At 57.2% G+C, this 24,236-nt stretch carries 24 protein-coding genes, 2 tRNA genes and 1 other annotated feature; of the genes, 15 read left to right on the plus strand and 11 right to left on the minus strand.

Annotated features, from left to right (window positions below; translation table 11 throughout):
• Nucleotides 1–60 precede the first annotated feature (60 nt).
• Entirely contained in the window at nt 61–960 is a 900-nt protein-coding gene (gene ldtA, locus ACVCAM_RS06745; protein WP_039266695.1) for a L,D-transpeptidase, read from the minus strand.
• A 191-nt stretch (nt 961–1,151) separates the two neighbouring features.
• On the opposite strand from ldtA, the gene shiA reads away from it, so the two are divergent.
• The 3 genes from shiA (at nt 1,152) to ACVCAM_RS06760 (ending at nt 5,784) form a co-directional block, all read left to right on the plus strand.
• Nucleotides 1,152–2,465, plus strand: coding sequence for a shikimate transporter (gene shiA / locus ACVCAM_RS06750; RefSeq protein WP_044596677.1), 1,314 nt, complete (start codon nt 1,152–1,154; stop codon nt 2,463–2,465).
• Nucleotides 2,466–2,538: 73 nt separating this feature from the next.
• Entirely contained in the window at nt 2,539–3,993 is a 1,455-nt protein-coding gene (locus ACVCAM_RS06755; RefSeq protein WP_008499471.1) for an AMP nucleosidase, read from the plus strand.
• An 18-nt stretch (nt 3,994–4,011) separates the two neighbouring features.
• On the plus strand, nt 4,012–5,784 hold the full coding sequence (locus ACVCAM_RS06760; protein WP_348581453.1) for an aminopeptidase P family protein: 1,773 nt from the start codon (nt 4,012–4,014) through the stop codon (nt 5,782–5,784).
• A gap of 145 nt (nt 5,785–5,929) precedes the next feature.
• On the opposite strand, the gene ACVCAM_RS06765 is transcribed toward ACVCAM_RS06760, so the two are convergent.
• Nucleotides 5,930–6,005 (minus strand) — tRNA-Asn (locus ACVCAM_RS06765).
• A 103-nt stretch (nt 6,006–6,108) separates the two neighbouring features.
• Entirely contained in the window at nt 6,109–7,563 is a 1,455-nt protein-coding gene (gene emmdR, locus ACVCAM_RS06770) for a multidrug efflux MATE transporter EmmdR (protein ID WP_021241423.1), read from the minus strand.
• Between the two features lie 162 nt (nt 7,564–7,725).
• On the opposite strand from emmdR, the gene ACVCAM_RS06775 reads away from it, so the two are divergent.
• Together ACVCAM_RS06775 and ACVCAM_RS06780 are read left to right on the plus strand one after the other, a co-directional pair.
• Nucleotides 7,726–7,801: transfer RNA gene (locus ACVCAM_RS06775), tRNA-Asn, on the plus strand.
• A gap of 53 nt (nt 7,802–7,854) precedes the next feature.
• Nucleotides 7,855–8,190, plus strand: coding sequence for a gamma-glutamylcyclotransferase family protein (locus ACVCAM_RS06780; RefSeq protein WP_025913311.1), 336 nt, complete (start codon nt 7,855–7,857; stop codon nt 8,188–8,190).
• Between the two features lie 47 nt (nt 8,191–8,237).
• Here ACVCAM_RS06780 and ACVCAM_RS06785 read toward each other — a convergent pair whose 3' ends face one another.
• From ACVCAM_RS06785 to dacD, 4 genes are all read right to left on the minus strand, one after another.
• The gene (locus ACVCAM_RS06785; protein ID WP_008499467.1) at nt 8,238–8,573 is read right to left on the minus strand and encodes a DUF496 family protein; all 336 of its coding nucleotides are present in this window, start codon (nt 8,571–8,573) and stop codon (nt 8,238–8,240) included.
• 158 nt (nt 8,574–8,731) lie between these two features.
• Entirely contained in the window at nt 8,732–9,790 is a 1,059-nt protein-coding gene (locus tag ACVCAM_RS06790; RefSeq protein ID WP_025913309.1) for an FUSC family protein, read from the minus strand.
• Nucleotides 9,791–9,882: 92 nt separating this feature from the next.
• Nucleotides 9,883–10,356: a DNA gyrase inhibitor SbmC gene (gene sbmC, locus ACVCAM_RS06795; RefSeq protein WP_008499465.1), complete on the minus strand. Its 474-nt coding sequence runs from the start codon at nt 10,354–10,356 to the stop codon at nt 9,883–9,885.
• A gap of 119 nt (nt 10,357–10,475) precedes the next feature.
• Complete coding sequence (gene dacD / locus ACVCAM_RS06800) at nt 10,476–11,642, minus strand: serine-type D-Ala-D-Ala carboxypeptidase DacD (RefSeq protein ID WP_008499464.1); 1,167 nt, start codon at nt 11,640–11,642, stop codon at nt 10,476–10,478.
• 198 nt (nt 11,643–11,840) lie between these two features.
• On the opposite strand from dacD, the gene sbcB reads away from it, so the two are divergent.
• Nucleotides 11,841–13,277: an exodeoxyribonuclease I gene (gene sbcB / locus ACVCAM_RS06805; RefSeq protein ID WP_369796356.1), complete on the plus strand. Its 1,437-nt coding sequence runs from the start codon at nt 11,841–11,843 to the stop codon at nt 13,275–13,277.
• Between the two features lie 122 nt (nt 13,278–13,399).
• Here sbcB and plaP read toward each other — a convergent pair whose 3' ends face one another.
• From plaP to ACVCAM_RS06825, 4 genes are all read right to left on the minus strand, one after another.
• Nucleotides 13,400–14,758, minus strand: a complete 1,359-nt coding sequence (plaP, locus tag ACVCAM_RS06810) for a putrescine/proton symporter PlaP (protein ID WP_008499462.1) — start codon at nt 14,756–14,758, stop codon at nt 13,400–13,402.
• A complete protein-coding gene (gene yoeI, locus ACVCAM_RS06815) occupies nt 14,748–14,810 on the minus strand; it encodes a membrane protein YoeI (RefSeq protein ID WP_099458931.1) in 63 nt (20 codons plus the stop codon). Before yoeI ends, plaP begins: the two co-directional genes overlap by 11 nt.
• Before the next feature lie 219 nt (nt 14,811–15,029).
• Nucleotides 15,030–15,959: a LysR substrate-binding domain-containing protein gene (locus ACVCAM_RS06820; protein WP_021241428.1), complete on the minus strand. Its 930-nt coding sequence runs from the start codon at nt 15,957–15,959 to the stop codon at nt 15,030–15,032.
• Between the two features lie 40 nt (nt 15,960–15,999).
• Nucleotides 16,000–16,824: an SDR family oxidoreductase gene (locus ACVCAM_RS06825; protein WP_025913305.1), complete on the minus strand. Its 825-nt coding sequence runs from the start codon at nt 16,822–16,824 to the stop codon at nt 16,000–16,002.
• Nucleotides 16,825–16,999: 175 nt separating this feature from the next.
• Between ACVCAM_RS06825 and hisL the strand changes: the two genes are divergently transcribed.
• From hisL to hisIE, 9 genes are all read left to right on the plus strand, one after another.
• On the plus strand, nt 17,000–17,050 hold the full coding sequence (gene hisL, locus ACVCAM_RS06830; protein WP_001364200.1) for a his operon leader peptide: 51 nt from the start codon (nt 17,000–17,002) through the stop codon (nt 17,048–17,050).
• Nucleotides 17,026–17,149, plus strand: a sequence feature (His leader region). (Overlaps the previous gene by 25 nt.)
• 45 nt (nt 17,150–17,194) lie before the next feature.
• On the plus strand, nt 17,195–18,094 hold the full coding sequence (gene hisG, locus ACVCAM_RS06835; RefSeq protein ID WP_000886595.1) for an ATP phosphoribosyltransferase: 900 nt from the start codon (nt 17,195–17,197) through the stop codon (nt 18,092–18,094).
• Between the two features lie 5 nt (nt 18,095–18,099).
• Nucleotides 18,100–19,404 (plus strand): histidinol dehydrogenase, encoded by a 1,305-nt coding sequence (gene hisD / locus ACVCAM_RS06840; RefSeq protein ID WP_023616235.1) that lies wholly within the window; start codon nt 18,100–18,102, stop codon nt 19,402–19,404.
• Entirely contained in the window at nt 19,401–20,462 is a 1,062-nt protein-coding gene (gene hisC / locus ACVCAM_RS06845; protein ID WP_407223502.1) for a histidinol-phosphate transaminase, read from the plus strand. The genes hisD and hisC overlap by 4 nt, the downstream gene beginning before the upstream one ends.
• Nucleotides 20,459–21,526: a bifunctional histidinol-phosphatase/imidazoleglycerol-phosphate dehydratase HisB gene (gene hisB / locus ACVCAM_RS06850; protein ID WP_008499456.1), complete on the plus strand. Its 1,068-nt coding sequence runs from the start codon at nt 20,459–20,461 to the stop codon at nt 21,524–21,526. Before hisC ends, hisB begins: the two co-directional genes overlap by 4 nt.
• Nucleotides 21,526–22,116, plus strand: coding sequence for an imidazole glycerol phosphate synthase subunit HisH (gene hisH, locus ACVCAM_RS06855; protein ID WP_021241433.1), 591 nt, complete (start codon nt 21,526–21,528; stop codon nt 22,114–22,116). Before hisB ends, hisH begins: the two co-directional genes overlap by 1 nt.
• Entirely contained in the window at nt 22,116–22,853 is a 738-nt protein-coding gene (gene hisA / locus ACVCAM_RS06860) for a 1-(5-phosphoribosyl)-5-[(5-phosphoribosylamino)methylideneamino]imidazole-4-carboxamide isomerase (RefSeq protein ID WP_025913300.1), read from the plus strand. Before hisH ends, hisA begins: the two co-directional genes overlap by 1 nt.
• On the plus strand, nt 22,835–23,611 hold the full coding sequence (hisF, locus tag ACVCAM_RS06865; protein ID WP_023330862.1) for an imidazole glycerol phosphate synthase subunit HisF: 777 nt from the start codon (nt 22,835–22,837) through the stop codon (nt 23,609–23,611). The genes hisA and hisF overlap by 19 nt, the downstream gene beginning before the upstream one ends.
• Nucleotides 23,605–24,216 carry a bifunctional phosphoribosyl-AMP cyclohydrolase/phosphoribosyl-ATP diphosphatase HisIE gene (hisIE, locus tag ACVCAM_RS06870; RefSeq protein WP_025913296.1) on the plus strand — a complete coding sequence of 204 codons (612 nt, stop codon included), beginning with the start codon at nt 23,605–23,607 and terminating at the stop codon, nt 24,214–24,216. Before hisF ends, hisIE begins: the two co-directional genes overlap by 7 nt.
• The last annotated feature ends 20 nt before the right edge of the window (nt 24,217–24,236 follow it).

Below are 24,236 nucleotides of genomic sequence, written 5' to 3' on the forward strand. Positions count from 1 at the left end.
AAAGCAGGCTTTTTGCTTTTCTGGGTTGGGTTAAATTGTCGGGTGGCGGCGAAAATGTCCTCAATTGCCGAGCTTCACCGGCATCCCTGACCGCCGTTCCAGCTCAGCACCTGCACCCTCGTTGATCAACTCTGTCCGCAGCGCGGCCGATATCGGCAGCGGCACTTTCCGGGTCGATTCAAATTCCGCACGGTTACGCGATAACGGCTCGTGAACCTCCACCCAGCGGCTGCCGTCCGGTTCCGTGGTGACTTTAACGGGCCGATCGATAAGCTGTACGCGGGTGCCGACGGGAACATTATCGAAAAGGTATTTGATGTCGTTATTCCGCAGACGAATACAGCCCTGGCTCACCCGCAGCCCGATGCCGAAATTGGAGTTTGTGCCGTGTATGGCATACAGCCTGCCGATATAGATTGCATACAGCCCCATCGGGTTATCCGGCCCGGCGGGCACGAAGGCAGGCAGCGTTTTTCCCTCTGCCGCATAGGCACGGCGCGTATTGGGCGTCGGAGACCAGGTGGGTCCCACCTGCTTACGTTCAACCGCCGTTACCCAGTTACGCGGGGTTTCGCGCCCGGCCTGACCGATGCCGATGGGCAGCACTTCAACGGTATTGCTGCCCGGCGGGTAATAGTAGAGACGCATTTCCGCCACGTTAACGACAATCCCCTCGCGAACGGTGTCGGGCAAAATCAGCTGCTGGGGAATGACCAGCCGGGTGCCGGATTTGGGCAAAAAAGGATCCACGCCCGGGTTCGCTTCCAGCATATTGCTCAACCCCTGCCCGTACTGCGCGGCAAACGCCTCAAGCGGTAACGTATTATGATCCGGCACGGTAATGACCTGCGAGCTCCCCACCAGGCGACTGCCCGCCGGCGGTAAAGGATAGCTCACCGCCTGCACGCTCTGGCTGATAAGTAACGCAGCAAGACAGCCCAACGCCTTTTTACGACACATATTCCCTTCCTCAGTCGCTTCGCTCTTTAGTAAGCATAGCGTAGCCGTTTTGCATTACCCATCAGGAAATAAAATCAGTTTGCACAGACCCCCTGTCGCGGTAGTCTCATAGGTTCCGTTTATATGACGGCCGCTATGTGAGTGACCTTTTCTTATACCAATAATTAAAAATCAGTGCAGACAGGACAACTATGGACTCCACTCTCACCTCCACACATCCTAACGAGGAGACACCTTCGCTCAATCGTGCCCGCCGCGCCGCACTCGGCAGCTTCGCGGGTGCCGTCGTCGACTGGTATGATTTTCTGCTCTACGGCATTACCGCCGCGCTGGTGTTTAACCGCGAATTTTTTCCGCAGGTCAGCCCCGCGATGGGCACGCTCGCCGCGTTTGCCACCTTCGGCGTCGGTTTTCTGTTTCGCCCGCTGGGCGGGGTGATCTTCGGCCACTTTGGCGACCGCCTCGGCCGCAAGCGCATGCTGATGCTTACCGTCTGGATGATGGGGATCGCCACGGCGCTGATTGGCATTCTCCCGTCGTTTTCCGCGATTGGCTGGTGGGCACCGGCATTGCTGGTGACATTACGGGCGATTCAGGGCTTCGCCGTGGGCGGTGAATGGGGCGGCGCGGCGCTGCTATCCGTTGAGAGCGCGCCCAAAAATAAGAAAGCGTTTTACAGCAGCGGCGTGCAGGTCGGATACGGCGTGGGTCTGCTCCTTTCTACCGGGCTGGTCTCCTTGATCAGCCAGCTCACCACCGACGAGCAGTTCCTGAGCTGGGGCTGGCGCATTCCGTTCATCTTCAGCATCGTGCTGGTCATCGCCGCGCTGTGGATCCGTAACGGCATGGAGGAGTCGGCAGAGTTCGAAAAGCAGCAGGAAAAACCGGCCGTCAAAAAAAGGCTGCCGGTCATGGAGGCACTCGTCCGGCATCCTGGCGCTTTTCTGAAAATTATTGCCCTGCGCCTGTGTGAACTGCTGACGATGTATATCGTCACCGCGTTTGCCCTGAACTACTCGACGCAGAACCTCGGCCTGCCGCGTGAACTGTTCCTGAATATCGGTCTGGTGGTTGGCGGGATCAGCTGCCTGACCATCCCCTGCTTCGCCTGGCTGGCGGACCGCTTTGGCCGCCGTCGCGTCTATATCACCGGGGCGCTGGTGGGCACCCTCAGCGCCTGGCCATTCTTTATGGCGCTGGAGGCGCAGTCGATATTCTGGATTGTCTTCTTCGCCATCATGCTCGCCAACGTCGCTCACGACATGGTGGTCTGCGTCCAGCAGCCGATGTTTACCGAACTGTTCGGCGCCAGCTACCGCTACAGCGGCGCGGGCGTGGGCTACCAGGTCGCAAGCGTGGTCGGCGGCGGGTTTACGCCATTTATTGCCGCCGCGCTGGTGACCTTCTCCGGCGGGAACTGGCACAGCGTGGCGATTTATCTGCTGGCCGGTTGCCTGCTCTCTGCTGCGACGGCGCTGGTGATGAAAGAGCCCCGCCACACCTGATCGCCCTTTTGTTTCACAGGCGTGTGACATACTATCGGGTAGAGTCGCACACCTGTGGAACAAGGAGACAGAGATGAATAATAAGGGCTCCAGCCTGACCCCGGCTCAGGCGCTGGAAAAACTCGACGCGCTGTATGAACAGTCCGTCAATGCGCTGCGCAGCGCCATCAGCGAATATATCGAAACAGGGAAACTTCCCGACCAAAAGGCCAGAAACGAGGGCCTTTTTGTTTATCCATCGCTCTCTGTGACCTGGGACGGCAGCGCCAGCACGACGCCAAAAACCCGCGCCTACGCCCGTTTTACCCACTCCGGCTGCTACAGCACCACCGTCACCCGCCCGGCCCTGTTCCGCCCGTATCTTGAAGAACAACTTACGCTGTTGTACCAGGATTACGGCGCGCACATTGCCGTTGAGCCCTCGCAGCATGAGATCCCCTATCCGTACGTAATTGACGGTTCGGCGTTAACCCTTGACCGCTCCATGAGCGCGGGGCTGACCCGCCACTTCCCGACGACGGAACTGTCGCAGATTGGCGATGAGACCGCCGACGGGATTTATCACCCGGCAGAATTTTCTCCTCTGTCGCACTTTGACGCCCGCCGGGTCGATTTCTCCCTGGCGCGACTGCGCCACTACACCGGTACGCCCGCTGAACATTTTCAGCCGTTCGTGCTCTTTACCAACTACACCCGCTACGTCGACGAGTTTGTCCGCTGGGGCTGCAGCCAGATCCTCGACCCGGAAAGCCCGTATATTGCCCTCTCCTGCGCGGGCGGGATCTGGATCACCGCAGAGACCGAAGCCCCCGAGCAGGCCATCTCCGATCTGGCATGGAAAAAGCATCAGATGCCGGCCTGGCACCTGATCACCGCCGACGGTCAGGGGATCACCCTGATCAACATCGGCGTCGGCCCGTCGAACGCCAAAACCATCTGTGACCATCTTGCGGTGCTGCGCCCGGACGTGTGGCTGATGATTGGCCACTGCGGCGGCCTGCGTGAAAGCCAGCTGATTGGCGATTACGTGCTCGCCCACGCCTACCTGCGCGACGACCACGTGTTGGATGCGGTGCTGCCGCCGGATATCCCAATCCCGAGCATCGCCGAAGTACAGCGTGCGCTGTATGACGCCACCAAAGCGGTCAGCGGCATGCCGGGCGAAGAAGTTAAGCAGCGCCTGCGCACCGGTACGGTCGTCACGACGGATGACCGCAACTGGGAGCTGCGTTACTCCGCCTCCGCGCTGCGGTTCAACCTGAGCCGCGCGGTAGCCATTGATATGGAGAGCGCCACCATCGCCGCACAGGGCTATCGCTTCCGCGTCCCGTACGGCACGCTGCTGTGCGTCTCCGATAAGCCGCTGCACGGCGAAATTAAGCTGCCGGGCCAGGCCAACCGTTTCTATGAAGGGGCTATCTCAGAGCATCTGCAAATTGGCATTCGCGCCATCGACCTGCTTCGGGCGGAAGGTGACAGACTGCATTCCCGCAAGCTGCGCACCTTCAACGAGCCGCCGTTCCGCTAATAACGATAAGGAATAACCATGTCCAGCACATCTCCGCTCTCTGCCCTGCGCCACTGGCTTGAGGCCAGCCATCTCGACGGGATGATCGTCCCGCGTGCGGATGCGTGGCAGAGCGAATACTGCGCGCCCTGTGACGAAAAGCTGGCCTGGCTGACGGGCTTTGACGGTTCTGCCGGCGTCGCGCTGGTACTGAAGGATAAAGCGCTGCTGTTCGTCGACGGGCGCTATCAGGTGCAGGCCCGCGTTCAGGTGAATCTGGACGAGATTGAAATTCACCACCTGCACAACGAGCCGCTGGCTGAATGGCTGACAGAAAACGTGGAGGCAGGCACGCGCATCGGTTTTGACGCACTGCTGATGACCAATACGGAGTTTGAGCAACTGTCCGCCACGCCGTGCAAGCTGGTACCGCTGAAGGTTTCGCCGTTTGACGCCTTATGGACCGATCGCCCTGCCGCACCGGCGGGGCTTATTCGTGAAATGCCGGTTGAAGTAAGCGGTGAAAGCAGCCAGGACAAACGTCAGCGCGTCGCTGCCGTGCTGGCCGCGAACAATGCTGATTATCTGGCCGTTACGCTGCCGGATAACATTGCATGGCTGCTCAACGTAAGGGGCTCAGATATCCCAACCAGTCCGGTACCGCTCTCATTTGCCCTGCTGAGTCGTGACGGCCACGTTGAGTGGTTTGTAAACGACAACAAGCTCGGCGCCCTGCCTGAAGAGGTGCGCGATGCGTTTACCATTGCGCCGCAGGACGCCTTCATCGAACGCTGTCAGCAGATTGCTGCAGGCAAACGGGTGATGGTTGATGCAGATTCCGCTCCGGTCGCCCTGCGCTTTGCCATTGAACCACGGGGAGAGATTGTCTGGCGAACCGATCCCATCACCCTGATGAAGGCCACCAAAAACCCGATCGAGCTGGCTGGGTATCGCGCGTGCCATCACCAGGACGGTGCCGCCTGGGTCAACTTCCTGGCCTGGCTGAGCCGCGAAGTGCCGCTGCGCGAGGCGGCAGGAAATCCGCTCACCGAGCTGGAAGTGCAGGCGCAGCAGCTCGCGTTCCGTAAACAGCAGCCCGGGTTTATCGAGCAAAGCTTTGCGACCATCTCCGCCTCTTCGAGCAATGCGGCGATGTGCCACTATCATTCGAGCGAGGCCAGCAACAAGCCCATCGGCCATGATCATTTTTACCTGAACGATTCCGGCGGTCAGTACGTTAACGGCACCACCGACGCCACGCGCACGCTGGCATGGGGTAAGGTCGACCCGCAGCAGCGCCTGCACTACACCGCCGTGCTGAGAGGCTTTCTGTCGCTCATTACCCTGCAGTTCCCCTCTGGCACTCAGGGGCATCAGCTGGATGCCTTCGCGCGTCGTCCGCTGTGGGAGATGGGGCTGGATTACGATCACGGCACAGGGCATGGCGTGGGGCATCAGCTTCTGATCCATGAGAATCCGCATCGCATCGCCAAAAAGGTCAACCCGTGGCCGCTGGTGGCGGGCAATATCATGACGATTGAACCTGGCTACTATCTGGGCGATAGCCACGGGATTCGCATTGAAAACCAGGTGGAGATTGTGGAGAGCCGTCCGGGATTCTGTAAATTTGCCTCGCTGACGCTGATCCCGATTGATTTAAGCCAGGTCGAGCTGGATCTGTTGAGCGAACAGGAAAAAGCGTGGCTGGATGCGTATCACCAGCAGGTGCGTGAGGCGCTGTCACCACGGGTGAACAGCGATGCGCGTTCGTGGCTGGAAGAGGCGACGGCACCGGTTCGTGTGAACGGATAGTGCGGCTTTTGCCGGGTGGCGGCTTCGCCTTACCCGGCCTACGATTCGAGGTTTTTGTCGGTCGGGTAAGGCGAAGCCGCCACCCGACAATTCTACCCGACGCAGAAAAGCAAAAAGCCTGCTTTAAAAGCAGGCTTTTTAAATTTGGCTCCTCTGACTGGACTCGAACCAGTGACATACGGATTAACAGTCCGCCGTTCTACCGACTGAACTACAGAGGAATCGTGTGAACGGGGCGCATATTATCGATGCTCCCCCATGATGTCAAAGGCAGAATGCATATTTCCGATCGATTGCCGATTTATTCTCCACTTCGCGCAATTGTCAGGCATTTTTCCGCGGGTATTTCCACAGCCAGCGCCCGCTGACCATGCGCCAGTAGAACAGCGCGCCCCGTACGGCCCAGTCCAGGAACATACCCAGCCAGACGCCAACCACGCCCCATCCGAGCATCACCCCGAGCGTATACCCCGCCACAACGCGACATCCCCACATGCCGAGCATCGACACCCACATCGCAAAGCGGGCGTCACGCGCGCCCTTCAGCCCGGCTGGCAGTACCCATGAGGCCGCCCAGATGGGCATAAAGGCCGCATTGAGCCAGATGAGGATTTTAACGACCTCTTTAACGTCCTCTTCGTGGGTATAGAACGAGGCCATCAGCCCGGCAAACGGCGCCGTTCCCCAGGCAATCACGGTCAGTCCAATGGTCGACAGCCAGAAAACGTGGCGCAGCTGCCGCTCAGCCTGGCCGATCTGCCCTTTCCCGAGCCGTTTCCCGGTAATGATAGTCGAGGCCGAACCCAGCGCGTTACCCGGCAGGTTAATCAGCGAGGCGATAGAAAAGGCGATGAAGTTACCGGCGATAACGTCGGTGCCCATCCCGGCGACAAACATCTGCGTCAGCAGCTTCCCGCCGTTAAACAGCACCGACTCAATACTGGCGGGAATGCCGATCCCCATCACTTCCCAGATAATGGCGAAGTTAAAGGGGCGGAAATAGCTCTTCAGCGTGAGGCGCAGCGAGGGAGTAATCCCCGCCATCAGCACGCCGATAATCGCCGCCGCACCGATATAGCGTGAAATGGTTAGCCCCAGTCCGGCGCCGACGAACCCCAGCCCGTCCCACGAGAACACGCCGTAGATCAGCACGCTGCTGATGATGATATTCAGGATATTCATTCCGCCGTTGATCAGGAGCGGAATTTTGGTGTTACCTGCCCCGCGCAGCGCGCCGCTGCCAATCAGGGCGATAGCCGCCGCCGGATAGCTGATGACGGTCATCTCCAGATAGGTCAGCGCCAGGTCTTTAACCTCGTTCGTGGCTTCCCCGGCGACAAAATCGATAATCTCTTTACCGAAATAGTGAATCACCGCCGCCAGAACAATCGAAAAGACAGTCATGATCATCAGCGACTGGCGGGCTGCCTCGCGCGCACGTTTGGGATCGAGCTTGCCGAGGCTAAAAGCCACCACCACCGTCGTCCCGAGATCGATGGCAGCAAAAAATGACATCACCACCATGTTAAAGCTGTCCGCCAGCCCGACCCCCGCCATCGCCTCTTTCCCCAGCCAGCTCACCAGGAAGGTGCTCAGTACCCCCATCAGCAGAACGCAGGTATTTTCCAGGAAGATAGGCACAGCAAGAGGGGTGATTTCACGCCAGAACAGGACACGATAGCTTTTACGTTTTGCATACCATGGCGTGCGCGCGATCGCCTGGCGTAAGGAGGCAGTGACGTTCAAAATGGACCTTAGCGAGAAAAGTTGAAACTCCATTTCAAATGATGGGGGAGAAATGCTCATCCTGCAAAGTATTTTCCTGAAAAAAGATGTGTGGAATTACAACAAACTGACGACAGAATCAGCAATCAGTCGATTTTCCCTAAGATCAGGTTTGACAAAAGTTTTTTCGCCGCTAAGATAAGCCTCCACAACGATTCCTCTGTAGTTCAGTCGGTAGAACGGCGGACTGTTAATCCGTATGTCACTGGTTCGAGTCCAGTCAGAGGAGCCAAATTTAAAAAGCCTGCTTTTAAAGCAGGCTTTTTGCTTTGCGGATGAGGGAAAATGAACGCTCTGTTTGTCTACGGCACGCTGCGCCCGGGCCATTCTAATGCGCATATCCTTGAAAACATCGGCGGTGAATGGCTGGCCGGTTTCGTCTCCGGTACGTTCTACGAACGCGGCTGGGGTGCGGCGGCAGACTTTCCCGGGATTGTCCTCCACTCTGATGGACCGCGCGTCGAAGGCTATCTGTTTATCTCTGATAACCTTTCCGCACACTGGCAAATGCTGGATGAGTTTGAAGACGGCTATGACCGGGTTGAGGTCACGGTGACCACCACTGAAGGCAAGCAGGTTCAAGCCTGGATTTATCAGCTACAGCCACGTTCTGAGTCATAAAAAAAGGCTCTCTGTCACCAGAGAGCCTTTTTCACGATTCGCTGCGATTACTCGCTTTTTGCTTCGCCGTTTTTGATTTCGCCCATCACTTTCAGCTTCTTAGAGATGTCGCGACGCTCTTTGGACAGTTCAGCGTTTTTGATGATGTAATCATCAACACGGTCTTCATAGTCGCTCTTCATGCTGGCGATAATGCCCTGAATAGCTTCAACGCTCATGCCTGGCTTGATGTAGTCGCTCAGGTTGTCGAGCAGCAGAACACGTTTCTGGTTGTCACGGATCTTCTTCTCAACGTCCTGGATTTCACGCTGCAGCTTGTTTTTGCGGCGGAACAGGCGGACGAATTCCAGAACATCCTGGAACGAAGGCTTGGTAGTTTCCATTTTTACACCCCTGATAATGTGAGATTCGGATTCGTTAAAGCAACCATTGTAACAATAACCTTACTGACAGCGGCTGCGAATGACAATGAGTATATCGTTTAAACCTATCATAACCCCAATTGCTGCTGAATCGAAGCAGCAGGCGTCACATCCGCGTTTTATTTGCGCAGCGCCCGACAAATCAGATGCGATAGCAGCTCAAGTTGTCGCGCCAGTTCCATACTCAGCCAGACATAGCCATGAATGGGCGTTTCCGCCACGTTATCGCCCTGCCGCTCATTGATTAACTGCTTCAGCTCCGCAACGATCTCATTCAGCCGCTCGCTGTTTGCCAGTATCGGCTGCGGGTTACCTTCGTAGAGCGCATGAGCGATGGTCAACAGCGTTTGCTGCGTCATCTGCTGGGTCTCTTTGAGGGTCTGCGCGTTAAGCATCAACAGATGGCTCGGGCGAGAGGCCCAGTGCGCGTTGATTTGCAGTTCAAGCATGCACACCAGGTTGCGGCTTACCGTCTGGATGGCTTCGAAAATCGCTTTTTGAATATGGGTCTCTTTGCTGGCGGGCGCGATCAGGCCGCGCATTTTGACCACGTCGTTGAGGATGGTTTGCAGATGCTTTTCCAGCCGGGGGCGTTCAACCAGATTAGGGGAAAAACCGGCCTGATAGACGCGGTTAAACGCGGTGACATAGTTGGCCATCTGGATACGCCAGTGCAGAAAAGCCCGCTGCGGCCAGATGCCGGTAAACAGCATGGCGAGCAGTGAACCCAGAATGACATCCCCGCTTCGCCACAGCGCCGTGGTCATATCCCCGGCGGGTGCGCCGACCACCACCGCAAGCGTAATACCAATCAGCAGCGCCTGATAAGGACGCTTACCCAACGCCAGCCAGCCGCACAGGAACATGGCGGCACCGCACCATATCAGCATGACCGGAAACGAGATAAGTTCCAGCTTCAGGGCGATTAGCCCCAGGGCCGAACCTAACACGGTCCCGCCAATACGCTCGAAGGCGCGCGGGACAACGTTGCCCCAAAACGAGATGGGCCCCATCACCACCACCAGCGTGATCAGCGGCCACGTCCCTTCCGGAACATCCAGCAAGCGGACCAGGACAAACGTCAACACGAACGCCAGCGCGATGCGACACCCGTGCATCACGCGGTAGTGTTTATACAATCGAATTTCAAAAGGGGTTAATGATTTGTCGGGACGCACACCCGCTCTCCAGCTACACGGCAAATCACAATTGTACTGTGTTTTCAGCCGGGCGGAACGGTCCCGGCTGAAAAACCCTTTATTCAGCAGGCCTAAACCGGTTTGTGCTCAACCGCGATATACATTTCAATATCCCAGTAGCCGTCCGCGTTGCCGTCATTCAGGTAGCGCTCGAAGCAGGGTTTGAGCGCCATTTGATACTTATTGTCCTGCAGCAGGGAATTGAAGAACTGATACCACGGCGTGGCAAAGTCATAGTTTTCCACACGCGCCGTCGCCACGGCATAATCCCCTCCCGCGATTTCCGTCATCATGACGCCTTCGCTGTTTTCCGGGATCACAAAATCGTCCGGTACGGTAACGGCCGTATCGCAGCGCAGTTTTTCGGCCGGGACCTCATCGGGGTTATCGTAGTAGACCGCCACCCACTCCAGCGGCTCAATGTGACGCCCGTCGACCCACATGACCAGCTGTTCAAAGCCCTGTTTTACCGTGTGTTCCCACGGACCGACCAAATGAAAACCGGCAATCTTACGTTTCTGTTGCTGCGTAATGCTGTAGTCCATGCTGCCTCCACTTATCACTGTATATTTATACACTATAAAACTGGATTATCATTATCAGCAAACGAGGAGTGTTTATTATGTGAGCAGACTCGCAACCCTGCCAGTCTGCTCATCGGCGGTTAAAGCGTGTGATGCAGATAATCGCTCAGACGAGAGAACAGGCCGCCTTTATCAACGGCTTCCAGCGTGACCAGCGGCCAGTGGGCTACCACCTTGTCGCGATCGTAAAGCTGGATCTCCCCGACACGCTGATGCGCGGCAATCGGCGCTTCCAGCTCTTTTTTATCCAGCACGTATTTGGCTTTGATGTTGGGCACCTCCGCTTTCGGCAAGGCCAGCCAGAAGTCCTGGTCGGTGCCCAGTTTTACCTGCTCCTTGTCGCCGTACCAGATGCGCTCCGTTCCCACTTTTTTTCCGTTATGCAGGATCTGCACCGTATCGAAATTCTGCTGCCCCCAGTGCAGCAGTTTTCGGGCCTGGTCCTCACGCCCTTTCGGGCTGTCCGCTCCCATTACAACGGCAATCAAACGACGCTGACCGTCAACAGCAGACGCAATCAGGTTAAAGCCGGCCCCCGAGGTATGCCCCGTTTTCAGCCCGTCTACGTTCATGGTCTTATCCCACAGCAGGCCGTTACGGTTCTGCTGGGTGATCCCGTTCCAGGTCAGGCTCTTTTCGCTGTACATATGATAAAACTCGGGCTCACCGTGGATAATGGCCCGGGAGAGAACGGCCAGGTCATACGCCGAGCTATGCTGGCCCGGCGCGTCCAGCCCGTGGACGGTTTCGAAGTGGGTATCACGCAGGTTCAGCTTCTGCACATAGTCGTTCATCATCTTCACGAACTGCGGCTGCCCGCCCGCCACGTGATCGGCCAGCGCCACGCAGGCGTCGTTGCCGGAATCGACAATCAGGCCGCGGCTCAGATCGCGCACGGTGACGCGATCGCCCTCCTTCAGGAACATCAGCGACGAACCGTCAAACACCGGGTTCCCTTTTGCCCACGCATCGCGCCCTACGGTGACGATGTCATCCGGGGTAATGCGGTGGCTATCAATGGCCCGATCCACCACATAACCCGTCATCAGCTTGGTCAGGCTCGCCGGATTACGTTGTTGATGTTCGTTGCCCGCCGTTAAAATCTGACCAGTCGTGTAATCCATCAGCACCCAGGAGCCAGCCTGAATGGCCGGAGGCTGCGGCGAAAAATCCAGTGGTTCGGCCGCAAAAGCAGATGAGACACTCGAAGCGAGTAAAGAAACAGCAATAAACAGACGGCGTTTCAACGGTATATCCTCAGGTCATTAAAAATCGATGACCTTTTTACGGGAGTTCTGATGTCGTTACCTGGCTTAATTGCAAAAAAATGTGACAGAACGCAGATTTTTCTCTGAAGCTGGCGCGCAAATTTGCGACGCGGCGGTGCTTTTTATTCGGTCTGACCCGCACGATCGTTTACCATAGTGACGTCATTTTTTAACAGGATGGTATTACTGGTGTCTGACTCTGCCGCTCGCCCGACTTTTTTATTTCATGACTACGAAACCTTTGGCACGCATCCGGCGCTGGACCGACCGGCGCAGTTTGCCGCCATCCGTACCGACGACGAATTCAACATCATCGGCGAGCCTGAGGTCTTTTACTGCAAGCCCGCGGATGATTACCTGCCTCAGCCCGGCGCGGTGATGGTCACCGGGATCACCCCTCAGGAAGCGCGGGAAAAAGGCGTTAACGAGGCAGAATTCGCCCGCCGCATCCACGACCTGTTTACCGTTCCCAATACCTGCGTGGTCGGTTACAACAACATCCGCTTCGATGACGAAGTGACGCGCAACATCTTCTATCGCAACTTCTACGATCCCTATGCCTGGAGCTGGCAGAACCGCAATTCACGCTGGGATTTACTCGACATCATGCGCGCCTGCTACGCCCTGCGTCCTGAGGGCATTCACTGGCCGGAAAATGAGGAAGGGCTGACCAGCTTCCGGCTGGAACACCTGACGCGCGCCAACGGTATCGAGCACAGCAATGCCCACGACGCGATGGCGGACGTCTATGCCACCATTGCCATGGCGAAGCTGGTGAAAACCGCACAGCCCCGGCTGTTTGAATATCTGCTGAGCCACCGAAGCAAGCAGAAGCTCATGACCCTTATCGACGTACCGCAGATGAAGCCCCTGGTGCATATCTCCGGCATGTTTGGCGCCTGGCGCGGCAATACCAGCTGGGTTGCGCCGCTGGCGTGGCACCCGGATAACCGTAATGCGGTCATCATGGTGGACCTGGCGGGCGATATTTCACCGCTGCTCGAACTCGACAGCGATACCCTACGCGAACGGCTTTATACCCCGAAAAACGAGCTCGGCGATCTGCCGGCGGTGCCGGTCAAACTGGTGCATATCAATAAATGTCCGGTCCTGGCGCAGGCGAATACGCTGCGCCCGGAAGATGCTGACAGGCTGGGCATTAACCGCCAGCACTGCCTCGATAATCTCAAAGTGCTGCGTGAAAATCCGCAGGTGCGCGAGAAAGTCGTGGCCATTTTTGCCGAAGCCGAGCCGTTCGTGCCGTCTGAAAACGTGGACGCCCAACTCTATAACGGTTTCTTCAGCGATGCCGATCGCGCGGCCATGAATATCGTTCTGCAAACAGAGCCGCGCAACTTACCGGCGCTGGATATCACCTTCGCCGATAAGCGCATCGAAAAGCTGATGTTTAATTACCGCGCGCGTAATTACCCCGGCACGCTGGATGAAGCCGAGCAGGAACGCTGGCTGCAGCATCGTCGCAACGTGTTTACGCCAGAGTACCTGCACAGCTATGCACAGGAGCTGGAGATGCTTTACGGCCAGTATGAAGGGAATGCTGAGAAACAGGCGCTGCTGAAATCCCTGTTCCAGTACGCACAAGAGATAGTTTGATCGATGGGTATAAAAAAGCCGGAGGCGATGTCTCCGGCTTTTTTTTGCCCGGTGCCGCGGCGCTTACGCCGGCCTACGGGTTATGGAGGTCGGGTAAGGCATAGCCGCCACCCGACACAGTCTTACGCGACGTCTTCGTACTGCGGAACCGGGTTACGGAAGCTCTTCGTGACGCAGGCCAGGTAAACCAGACCGATACCCGCCCAAATCAGGCCAAGCACCATTGAGCTCTCTTCCAGGTTAACCCACAGCGCGCCCACGGTCAGGGCACCGCACATCGGCAGGAACAGATACTGGAAGTGATCTTTCAGCGTCTTGTTACGCTTTTCACGGATCCAGAACTGAGAGATAACCGACAGGTTAACAAAGGTGAACGCCACCAGCGCACCGAAGTTAATCAGCGCCGTTGCCATCACCAGGTCAAAGTTAATCGCCAGAAGCGCGATCGCACCGACCAGGATAATGTTCATCGCCGGGGTACGCCAGGTTGGATGCACGTAGCCGAAGAAGCTTTTCGGGAATACGCCATCGCGGCCCATTACGTACATCAGACGCGCAACGCCTGCATGCGCGGCCATACCGGACGCCAGCACGGTGATGGTGGAGAAGATCAGCGCGCCGACCTGGAACGCTTTACCCGCCACGTACAGCATAATTTCCGGCTGAGACGCATCCGGATCCTTGAAGCGAGAGATATCCGGGAAGTACAGCTGCAGGAAATAGGTCGAGAAAATAAAGATCAGACCGCCAATCAGCGCCGTCAGGAAGATGGCACGAGGAATTACGCGCTCTGCATCTTTGGTTTCTTCAGACAGGTTGCTGATCCCGTCAAAACCGGTAAAGGAGAAGCACAGAATGGTTGCCCCGGTAATCATCGGGATAACATGCGCATCACCAGACCAGAACGGCTTGCTGCTCGCCAGGGTGCCCGCGCCTTCGCCGTGGAATACGCCGTAAATCACCATGCCAAGAATAACCGCAATCAGGACAACCTGAAGCACAACGATAACGGAGTTAAAGTTGGCGACAGACTTGATGCTGCGCAGGTTAAAGGCCGTCATAAAGGCCACCAGCGCCACGACGAACATCCACGAGGGAATCGACGGCACCAGCGCTTCAAAATAGATTTTTGCCAGCAGAATGTTGATCATCGGCGCGAACAGATAGTCGAGCAGCGAAGACCAGCCCACCATAAAGCCAACCGTCGGGCTGATGGATTTCTGGGCATAGGTGTAGGCGGAACCCGCAGACGGATAGCGACGCACCAGTTTACCGTAGCTCAGCGCGGTAAAGAGGATCGCAATCAGCGCGAAGCCATATGCCGTTGGCACATGACCGTCTGTGAGGCCTGATACGATACCGAATGTATCAAACAGCGTCATCGGTTGCATATAGGCCAGGCCCATCATAACAACCGGAATCAACGTAAGCGTTTTACGTAATTCCACGCGAGAGGTGTTTGGAGTTGCGTTATGCGACATAGTTATTCTCCTTTACGGTGATAACCGCCACGTAAGCGAAAAATTGCCCCATTTCTTTCTTCCTCAGCGACAACAACTGTCGGATTTTAGTAAATATCTATCCGGTACGAAGCCCGGCCTCTTGGTTTTTAGTTTCGTTTCGTACATGCAAAAAAAAATAACCGACGCCTTTTATATCGTCGATTATTCATTTGGTTGCAGCGGCGGCATTTTGCCCCACATCGGATACAAAAGGCAATACTTTGCAACGCACCGGGTCATTTTCTTTTTGCTAACTGGCTGATTTCTCGACGCTGCCCTGAGCATATACAGCAGCGATAGCACTATTTGCTAAAATTTCGTCCCGCCACCAGGCACTCGCCAGCCCGGCGGTCTGTTCATTCCAGCCCACCCACACCGATTCATGGCTGTTTTGAGCAAGTACCTGTTTTTCAACAAGCGCACCGCTGTCAATAAAGCGCTGCGCCAGATAGCGGGGTAAATAGCCGCAGCCCAGACCGCTAATTTGCAGCTCAAGCTTGGTTTTAAAGTCGAAAACGGTAATCGCTTCCTGCTCATCAAGCAGCTGCGAGGAGACCGCACATTCCGGGCGAGAGCTGTCACCCACTACAATCGCGCGGTAGCCTTTAATCACGCGGCGGTTAAGCGGCTCGGGCTCCTGAGCCAGCGGATGATGAGGCGCCACGGCAAATACCTGCTCCAGCACGCCAAGGCGGGCAAAACCAAATTCACTGAGTTGGGGAGGCTCATGCAATGCACCGACAAAAATGTCCGCCCTGCCCTGGGTTAAGGCATCCCAGGAACCGCCCAGCACGCCGTTGATGAAAATAAGCCGGGTGACGCTGTGATGTTGGTAAAACATTTCAATCAGCGGCGTCAGGAGAGAGAACGGAAAGGTGTCATCCACCCCAATCACCAGCTCGTTTTCCCATCCCTGATGCAGTTTGACGGCCTGTTTTTCGAGTTCACGAACGGTATGGAGGACTTCGCGGCCTTTTTCCAGCAGCATCTGTCCGGTGCGGGTAAAGCGTGCGCGGTGCCCGGAGCGATCGAGGATCTGGATATTGAGGTCGCTTTCCAGTTTTTGGACGGTATAGCTCAGGGCCGAAGGGGTTTTGTAGAGCTTTGCCGACGCAGCGGCAAAGCTCCCCTCTTTTTCCAGTGCATCCAGAATAATAAGAACATCCAGCAGCGGTTTCATGTCGCCCCCTTCTGGTGTGCGATCGTCTCCGCTGCGGAACTTATTCCATGGGCATCACCAGCGGATCGGGATACTGATACTCAAACCCCAGCTCATGACAAATGCGATTGCCATCAACAATTTTGCCTTTACTGCCATCTTTTGCCTCACCAAAGACCGGCGGAGCCAGGCCCAGCTGACGTGCCATCAGCGGGTAAAAGGTGCTGCGCGCCGGATGAGTCGGTGCACATATATTATAGATGTGTCCGCCTTTCGGAGCCTGTAAGAGTAGCTCAATTGCGCCAATAACATCCTCAAGATGGACAAGATTCACGCCATGTTGGCCGTCCGGCGCAGTCTTTCCGGCAAAGAAGCGTCCCGGATGGCGGCCAGGGCCCACCAGCCCCGCCAGACGAACGATATCGACCTGCGTGCCGGGAAGATTGTGCAGCCAGTCTTCCAGCTCTTTCAGGACCTGACCGCTCGCGGTAACGGGACGGCGCTCGGAACTCTCTTTCACTACGCCCTCAACCTCACCATAGACCGACGTCGAACTGGTAAAAATAATGCGCGGTACGTGATGCGCCAGCGCGCTGTCAACTATCTCCTGCATCGCCTGCAGATAAAATGATTCACCCGGGCCGCTGCGCCGCGCGGGTAGCGTAATCACCAGCGCATCGACGTTCATCAGCGTGTCCAGATCGTCCGCATCACACACCAGTTCCGGCTCCAGACGCAGTTCAACGCCCTCAATACCGCACATGCGCGCCGCTTCGACCCCATCTCGGGTGGTCTTGCTCCCGGTCACCTGCCAGCCTTTCGCGGCTAATGACATCGCCAGCGGCATTCCCAGCCATCCTAAACCGACAATCGCGACCTTTTTCATGCGAATTCTCCTGACTCTCACTCGTCTTTCATAAGGCTACGCCAGCCCGGCAGAACACACAATTCATAGCATCAATATGAAATGAATTAATGATCAAAAAAAGCCCTTGCAATATGTCGCACAACTGGTTTAGGTTAAAAGACATCAAATGAATAAGCATTCATCGAGAATTTATATGACACGCGTTCAATTTAAACACCACCATCATCACCATCATCCTGACTAGTCTTTCAGGCGATGTGTGCTGGAAGACGTTTGGATCTTCCAGTGGTGCATGAACGCATGAAAAAGCCCCCGGAAGATCTTCTTCCGGGGGCTTTTTTTTGGACCGAATTCAGACAGGTTAAAACAGGTTAACGAGGAATAAAGAATGTTAGATAACTCACGTTTACGCATAGCTATTCAAAAATCAGGCCGTTTAAGTGACGATTCACGCGAACTGCTGGCCCGCTGCGGGATTAAAATCAACCTGCACACCCAGCGCCTGATTGCTCTGGCTGAAAACATGCCCATCGACATTCTGCGCGTGCGTGATGACGATATTCCCGGCCTGGTCATGGATGGCGTCGTTGACCTCGGCATCATCGGCGAAAACGTGCTGGAAGAAGAGCTGCTGACCCGCCGCGCGCAGGGCGAAGACCCGCGTTACTTCACCCTGCGTCGTCTGGACTTCGGCGGCTGCCGCCTGTCGCTGGCGACGCCGGTTGATGAAGCCTGGGACGGCCCGGCCGCGCTGAACGGCAAACGTATCGCCACCTCCTACCCTCACCTGTTAAAGCGCTATCTGGATCAGAAAGGCGTGCAGTTTAAATCCTGTCTGCTGAACGGTTCTGTTGAAGTGGCGCCGCGTGCGGGTCTGGCGGACGCCATCTGTGACCTGGTCTCTACCGGCGCGACGCTGGAAGCGAACGGTCTGCGCGAAGTGGAGGTGATCTACCGCTCCAAAGCGTGCCTGATCCAGCGTGACGGCGAGATGGCCGACGCTAAGCAGCAGCTGATCGACAAGCTGCTGACCCGTATTCAGGGCGTGATTCAGGCGCGTGAATCCAAATACATCATGATGCACGCCCCAACCGAGCGTCTGGATGAAGTGATTGCCCTGCTGCCGGGCGCCGAGCGCCCAACCATCCTGCCGCTGGCAGGCGATCAGCAGCGCGTGGCGATGCACATGGTGAGCAGCGAAACCCTGTTCTGGGAAACCATGGAAAAACTGAAGGCGCTGGGCGCAAGCTCCATCCTGGTGCTGCCGATTGAGAAGATGATGGAGTAATGGCCATGAGCTTTAACACAATCATCGACTGGAATACCTGTAGCGACGCACAGCAGCGTGAGCTGCTGATGCGCCCGGCGATTTCCGCTTCCGAGAGCATCTCACGTACCGTGGCGGAGATCCTGGATAACGTCAAAGCCCGCGGCGATGACGCGTTGCGCGAATACAGCGCGAAGTTTGATAAGACGGACGTCGGCGCATTGCAGGTTACCGAGCAGGAAATCATTGATGCCAGCAATCGCCTGGGGGATGACATCAAGCAGGCGATGGCCGTCGCGGTGAAAAACATTGATACCTTCCACACCGCGCAAAAGCTGCAGACCGTGGATGTCGAAACCCTGCCCGGCGTGCGTTGCCAGCAGGTGACGCGCCCGGTTGCGTCCGTCGGCCTCTATATTCCCGGCGGCTCTGCCCCGCTTTTCTCCACCGTGCTAATGCTGGCGACTCCCGCACGCATTGCCGGGTGTCAGAAAGTGGTGCTGTGCTCGCCGCCACCGATTGCCGACGAGATCCTGTACGCGGCGAAGCTGTGCGGCGTGCAGGCGGTCTATAAAGTGGGCGGCGCGCAGGCGATATCCGCCCTGGCGTTCGGCACGGAATCCATTCCCAAGGTCGACAAAATCTTTGGCCCTGGCAATGCGTATGTGACCGAGGCTAAGCGTCAGGTCAGCCAGCGTCTGGACGGCGCGGCCATCGATATGCCTGCCGGCCCGTCTGAAGTGCTGGTGATTGCCGACAGCGGCGCCACGCCGGATTTCGTCGCGTCTGACCTGCTTTCCCAGGCGGAACACGGCCCGGACTCGCAGGTTATCCTGCTGACGCCGGATGCCGATATGGCGAAACGCGTGGGCGAAGCCGTGGAGCGTCAGCTTGCCGACCTGCCCCGCGCCGACACGGCACGCCAGGCGTTAGCGGCCAGCCGTCTGATTGTGGCGCGCGATCTGGCGCAGTGCATTGCCATTTCTAACCAGTACGGTCCGGAGCACCTGATTATTCAGACCCGCAATGCGCGCGATCTGGTCGACAGCATTACCAGCGCGGGCTCGGTGTTCCTCGGCGACTGGTCACCGGAATCCGCGGGCGATTACGCCTCCGGCACCAACCACGTGCTGCCAACGTATGGCTATACCTCAACCTGTTCCAGCCTGGGGCTGGCGGATTTCCAGAAACGCATGACCGTGCAGGAGCTCTCCCGCGAAGGGTTTGCCTCGCTGGCGTCCACCATTGAAACCCTGGCCGCCGCCGAGCGCCTGACCGCTCACAAAAACGCCGTTACGCTGCGCGTTGCAGCCCTGAAGGAGCAAGCATGAACATTGAAGAATTAGCCCGCGAAAATGTCCGTCGCCTGACGCCTTACCAGTCTGCGCGTCGTCTGGGCGGTAAAGGGGATGTCTGGCTGAACGCCAACGAATATCCTACGGCGGTGCAGTTTGAGCTGTCGCAGCAGACGCTGAACCGCTATCCGGAGTGTCAGCCGAAGGCGGTTATTGAGAACTACGCGCAGTACGCTGGCGTGAAGCCAGAGCAGGTGCTGGTCAGTCGCGGCGCGGATGAGGGCATTGAACTGCTGATCCGCGCCTTCTGCGAGCCGGGCAAAGACGCGGTAATGTACTGCCAGCCGACCTACGGCATGTACAGCGTCAGCGCGGAAACCTTCGGGGTGGCGTGCCGCAACGTGCTCTCACTGGAGAACTGGCAGCTGGATCTGCAGGGGATTGCCGACAATCTCGACGGCGTAAAAGTGGTGTTTGTCTGTAGCCCAAACAACCCGACCGGGCAGATTATTAACCCGCAGGATATCCGTACCCTGCTGGAGATGACGCGCGGTAAAGCCCTGGTGGTCGCGGACGAAGCCTACATCGAGTTCTGCCCGCAGGCGACGCTGGCAGGCTGGCTGGAAGAGTACCCGCACCTGGTGGTACTGCGTACGCTGTCAAAAGCCTTTGCTCTCGCGGGTCTGCGCTGCGGATTCACGCTGGCAAATAAAGAGGTCATCGACCTGCTGCTGAAGGTGATCGCCCCGTACCCCCTCTCGACGCCGGTTGCCGATATTGCGGCACAGGCGCTGACGCCTCAGGGGATTAACGCGATGCGCGAGCGCGTGGCGCAAATCCTGGAGGAACGTCAGTACCTGGTGACCGCCCTGAAGGATATCCCGTGCGTGGAAGAGGTATTCGACTCAGAAACCAACTACATCCTGGTGCGCTTTACCGCTTCCAGCGCCGTATTTAAATCTTTATGGGATCAGGGCATTATCTTACGAGACCAGAATAAACAACCTTCTCTGAGCGGATGCCTGCGCATTACCGTCGGCACCCGTGCAGAGAGCCTGCGCGTGATTGACGCCCTGAAAGCGGAGAAAGTATGACCCAGAAGATCCTTTTCATCGATCGTGACGGCACCCTTATTTCGGAGCCCCCAGCTGATTTTCAGGTCGACCGATTCGACAAGCTGGCGTTTGAACCTGACGTGATCCCGGTGCTGCTTAAGCTGCAAAAAGCCGGGTACAAGCTGGTGATGATCACCAACCAGGACGGTCTGGGTACCGACAGCTTCCCGCAGGCAGACTTTGACGGCCCGCATAATTTAATGATGCAGGTGCTGACCTCGCAGGGCGTGGTGTTTGATGAAGTGCTGATTTGCCCGCACATGCCAGCCGACGAGTGTGACTGCCGGAAGCCAAAGGTGAAGCTGGTCGAGCGCTATCTGGCAGAGGATGTGCTGGATAAGGCCAACAGCTATGTTATCGGCGATCGCATCACCGATATTACGCTGGCGGAGAACATGGGCATCGCGGGGCTGCGCTATGACCGCATCAACCTTAACTGGGCGATGATTGGCGAGCAGCTGACAAAACGTGACCGCTACTCGCACGTTGAACGCAACACCAAAGAGACGCAAATTGATGTGAAGGTCTGGCTGGACCGCGAAGGCGGCAGCAAGATCCACACCGGCGTGGGTTTCTTCGACCACATGCTGGACCAGATTGCCACCCACGGCGGTTTCCGCATGGAGATCGCGGTAAAAGGCGACCTCTATATTGACGATCACCACACCGTGGAAGATACCGGCCTGGCGCTGGGTGAAGCCCTGAAGCTGGCGCTCGGTGATAAACGCGGCATCAACCGTTTTGGCTTTGTCCTGCCGATGGACGAGTGTCTGGCGCGCTGCGCGATGGATATCTCCGGTCGTCCGCATCTGGAATACAAAGCAGACTTCAATTACCAGCGCGTGGGCGATCTGAGCACCGAAATGGTGGAGCACTTCTTCCGTTCATTGTCCTACACCATGGGCCTGACGCTGCACCTGAAGACCAAAGGCAAGAACGACCACCACCGCGTGGAGAGTCTCTTCAAGGCCTTCGGCCGCACGCTGCGCCAGGCAATTCGCGTGGAAGGCGACGCCCTGCCCTCATCAAAAGGAGTGCTGTAATGAACGTGGTGATTCTGGATACCGGATGCGCCAACCTGAACTCCGTAAAGTCGGCCATCACCCGCCACGGCTACGAACCGGTGGTTAGCCGTGACCCGGACGTGGTGCTGCGTGCCGACAAGTTATTTCTGCCGGGCGTAGGCACTGCGCAGGCGGCGATGGATCAGATTCGCGAGCGCGAGCTGGTCGATCTGATCAAAGCCTGTACCCAACCGGTGCTGGGCATTTGCCTGGGTATGCAGATCCTGGGCCGCCGCAGCGAAGAGAGCAACGGCGTTGACCTGCTGGGCATTATCGACGAAGACGTGCCGAAAATGACCGACCACGGTCTGCCTCTGCCGCATATGGGCTGGAACCGTGTGTACGCCAAAGCGGGCGACCGGCTGTTTCGCGGCATTGAAGACGGTGCGTACTTTTACTTCGTGCACAGTTACGCCATGCCGGTGAACGTCAATACCATCGCCCAGTGCACTTACGGCGAGGCGTTTACCGCAGCCGTGCAGAAAGACAATTTCTTCGGCGTACAGTTTCACCCGGAGCGCTCGGGCGCCGCGGGCGCGCAGCTGCTGAAAAACTTCCTGGAGATGTGATGATTATTCCCGCGTTAGATTTAATTGACGGCACGGTTGTCCGTCTTCATCAGGGCGATTACGGTCAACAGCGCGACTACGGAAACGATCCGCTGCCGCGCCTGCAGGAGTATGCCGCTCAGGGTGCACAGGTGCTGCATCTGGTGGATTTAACGGGCGCGAAAGACCCGGCAAAACGCCAGATCCCTTTGCTTAAAAATCTGGTTGCCGGTGTTGATGTGCCGGTACAGGTTGGCGGCGGCGTGCGTACGGAAGATGACGTTGCCGCGCTGCTGGATGCGGGCGTGGCGCGCGTGGTGGTCGGTTCAACCGCCGTCAAAGATCCTGAGACGGTGAAGGGCTGGTTCCGCCGCTTTGGCGCCGACGCGCTGGTGCTGGCGCTGGACGTGCGCATTGACGAACAGGGTAATAAGCAGGTGGCGGTCAGCGGCTGGCAGGAAAACTCCGGCGTGACGCTGGAGGCGCTGGTCGAGATGTATCTGCCCGTTGGCCTTAAGCACGTGCTGTGCACGGACATCTCCCGTGACGGCACGCTGGCGGGCTCCAACGTCTCGCTGTATGAAGAGATCTGCGCGCGTTATCCGCAGGTAGCGTTCCAGTCTTCGGGCGGAATTGGTGATTTAAACGATATTGCCGCGCTGCGCGGAACGGGCGTACAGGGCGTGATTGTGGGCCGGGCCCTGCTGGAAGGTAAATTTACGGTGACGGAGGCGATTCAATGCTGGCAAAACGGATAATCCCTTGCCTGGACGTACGTGACGGCCAGGTCGTGAAAGGCGTGCAGTTCCGCAACCACGAGATCATTGGCGACATCGTCCCGCTGGCAAAACGCTATGCCGATGAAGGCGCAGACGAACTGGTGTTCTACGATATTACCGCGTCCAGCGATGGCCGCGTAGTCGACAAAAGCTGGGTCGCGCGCGTAGCGGAAGTGATCGATATTCCGTTCTGCGTGGCGGGCGGGATTAAATCCGCCGACGACGCCGCCAAAATTCTCTCGTTTGGTGCCGACAAGATTTCCATCAACTCCCCTGCCCTGGCCGACCCGGAGCTCATTACCCGCCTCGCCGATCGTTTTGGCGTGCAGTGTATTGTGGTTGGGATCGACACCTGGTATGACGCCGCAACGGGCAAGTATCACGTCAACCAGTACACGGGGGATGAAAGCCGCACGCGCGTGACGCAGTGGGAAACGCTCGACTGGGTGCAGGAAGTGCAGAAGCGTGGCGCGGGCGAGATTGTCCTCAACATGATGAACCAGGACGGCGTGCGTAACGGGTATGATCTCGAGCAGCTGAAAAAAGTTCGTGCGGTCTGCCACGTTCCGCTGATTGCCTCCGGCGGCGCGGGCACCATGGAACATTTCCTCGAAGCCTTCCGCGATGCGAACGTGGACGGCGCGCTGGCCGCTTCCGTGTTCCACAAACAGATTATTAATATTGGTGAGTTAAAAACGTACCTGGCCGACCAGGGCGTGGAGATCAGGGTATGTTAACAGAGCAACAACAGGCGCAGCTGGACTGGAAAAAAACGGACGGATTACTGCCGGTAGTTGTCCAGCATGCCGTCTCAGGCGAAGTGCTGATGCTGGGCTATATGAACCAGGACGCGCTGGCGAAAACGATCGACAGTGGCAAAGTGACCTTTTTCTCGCGCACGAAACAGCGCCTGTGGACCAAAGGCGAAACCTCGGGCCATTTCCTGAACGTGGTCAGCATTACGCCGGACTGCGATAACGACACCCTGCTGGTGCTGGCAAACCCCATCGGTCCGACCTGCCATAAGGGCACCAGCAGCTGCTTCGGTGAGGCGAGTCACCAGTGGCTGTTCCTGTACCAACTGGAGCAGCTGCTGGCGGAGCGTAAATCGGCAGATCCGGAGAGTTCTTATACCGCGAAGCTGTACGCCAGCGGAACCAAGCGTATTGCGCAGAAGGTGGGTGAAGAAGGCGTTGAGACGGCACTGGCCGCGACCGTGCATGACCGCGAGGAGCTGACGAACGAAGCGTCTGACTTGATGTATCACCTGCTGGTGCTGCTGCAGGATCAGGAGCTGGATTTGACGGCGGTGATAGAAAACCTTCGCAAACGTCACAAATAAAAAAACCGGGGTATATCCCC

The organism is Enterobacter sp. CFEC122 (genome assembly GCF_052983755.1).

Excerpts from the sequence above, each read along its gene's own strand:
- ldtA (WP_039266695.1), bottom strand. The coding sequence starts at position 960 with ATGTGTCGTAAAAAGGCGTTGGGCTGTCTTGCTGCGTTACTTATCAGC.
- shiA (WP_044596677.1), top strand. The coding sequence starts at position 1,152 with ATGGACTCCACTCTCACCTCCACACATCCTAACGAGGAGACACCTTCG.
- ACVCAM_RS06755 (WP_008499471.1), top strand. The coding sequence starts at position 2,539 with ATGAATAATAAGGGCTCCAGCCTGACCCCGGCTCAGGCGCTGGAAAAA.
- ACVCAM_RS06760 (WP_348581453.1), top strand. The coding sequence starts at position 4,012 with ATGTCCAGCACATCTCCGCTCTCTGCCCTGCGCCACTGGCTTGAGGCC.
- emmdR (WP_021241423.1), bottom strand. The coding sequence starts at position 7,563 with ATGGAGTTTCAACTTTTCTCGCTAAGGTCCATTTTGAACGTCACTGCC.
- ACVCAM_RS06780 (WP_025913311.1), top strand. The coding sequence starts at position 7,855 with ATGAACGCTCTGTTTGTCTACGGCACGCTGCGCCCGGGCCATTCTAAT.
- ACVCAM_RS06785 (WP_008499467.1), bottom strand. The coding sequence starts at position 8,573 with ATGGAAACTACCAAGCCTTCGTTCCAGGATGTTCTGGAATTCGTCCGC.
- sbmC (WP_008499465.1), bottom strand. The coding sequence starts at position 10,356 with ATGGACTACAGCATTACGCAGCAACAGAAACGTAAGATTGCCGGTTTT.
- sbcB (WP_369796356.1), top strand. The coding sequence starts at position 11,841 with ATGGTATTACTGGTGTCTGACTCTGCCGCTCGCCCGACTTTTTTATTT.
- plaP (WP_008499462.1), bottom strand. The coding sequence starts at position 14,758 with ATGTCGCATAACGCAACTCCAAACACCTCTCGCGTGGAATTACGTAAA.
- ACVCAM_RS06820 (WP_021241428.1), bottom strand. The coding sequence starts at position 15,959 with ATGAAACCGCTGCTGGATGTTCTTATTATTCTGGATGCACTGGAAAAA.
- ACVCAM_RS06825 (WP_025913305.1), bottom strand. The coding sequence starts at position 16,824 with ATGAAAAAGGTCGCGATTGTCGGTTTAGGATGGCTGGGAATGCCGCTG.
- hisG (WP_000886595.1), top strand. The coding sequence starts at position 17,195 with ATGTTAGATAACTCACGTTTACGCATAGCTATTCAAAAATCAGGCCGT.
- hisD (WP_023616235.1), top strand. The coding sequence starts at position 18,100 with ATGAGCTTTAACACAATCATCGACTGGAATACCTGTAGCGACGCACAG.
- hisC (WP_407223502.1), top strand. The coding sequence starts at position 19,401 with ATGAACATTGAAGAATTAGCCCGCGAAAATGTCCGTCGCCTGACGCCT.
- hisB (WP_008499456.1), top strand. The coding sequence starts at position 20,459 with ATGACCCAGAAGATCCTTTTCATCGATCGTGACGGCACCCTTATTTCG.
- hisH (WP_021241433.1), top strand. The coding sequence starts at position 21,526 with ATGAACGTGGTGATTCTGGATACCGGATGCGCCAACCTGAACTCCGTA.
- hisA (WP_025913300.1), top strand. The coding sequence starts at position 22,116 with ATGATTATTCCCGCGTTAGATTTAATTGACGGCACGGTTGTCCGTCTT.
- hisF (WP_023330862.1), top strand. The coding sequence starts at position 22,835 with ATGCTGGCAAAACGGATAATCCCTTGCCTGGACGTACGTGACGGCCAG.
- hisIE (WP_025913296.1), top strand. The coding sequence starts at position 23,605 with ATGTTAACAGAGCAACAACAGGCGCAGCTGGACTGGAAAAAAACGGAC.